1 protein-coding gene is annotated in these 318 nt (G+C 67.9%); it reads right to left on the bottom strand.

The genetic code is table 11. The annotated features are described in order from the left end of the window. The coding region (locus tag G8O24_RS43195; protein ID WP_188108475.1) for a DUF1522 domain-containing protein at positions 1–318 on the bottom strand (318 nt) is incomplete at both ends.

Genomic DNA, 318 nt, shown 5'->3' with positions numbered 1-318 from the left:
GGCCGAGCGCCTTGAGCAGGTCGGCCTTGCCCGTCACGCTCAGATCCGCACCGGTCGAGCTCTTCAGGATGACCTTGCTGCCGGCGATGCTCGAGGAGGTCTGGTTGACGCTGTTGGTGATCGTCGCCGCGCCCGCAGTGATGGACGCCGTATCGACGCCGCTGGCGAGGTCGATCGCGGTCAACAGGTCACCGGTGGTCGCCTTCGGCGAAGCGTTGGTGCCGAGATAGACGGTGGTGTTGCCGTTGCCGTCGGTGACGAGATTGCCGCTGACGCCCGAACCGGTCGGAACGCCGGTGCTCGCCGGAGCCGTGCCGG

The sequence above is a fragment of the Bradyrhizobium campsiandrae genome, from assembly GCF_014529705.1.
GTDB lineage: Bacteria > Pseudomonadota > Alphaproteobacteria > Rhizobiales > Xanthobacteraceae > Bradyrhizobium > Bradyrhizobium campsiandrae.
The sequence above is the reverse complement of the archived record's forward strand: the minus strand, read 5'-3'. Positions and strand labels throughout refer to the sequence as shown.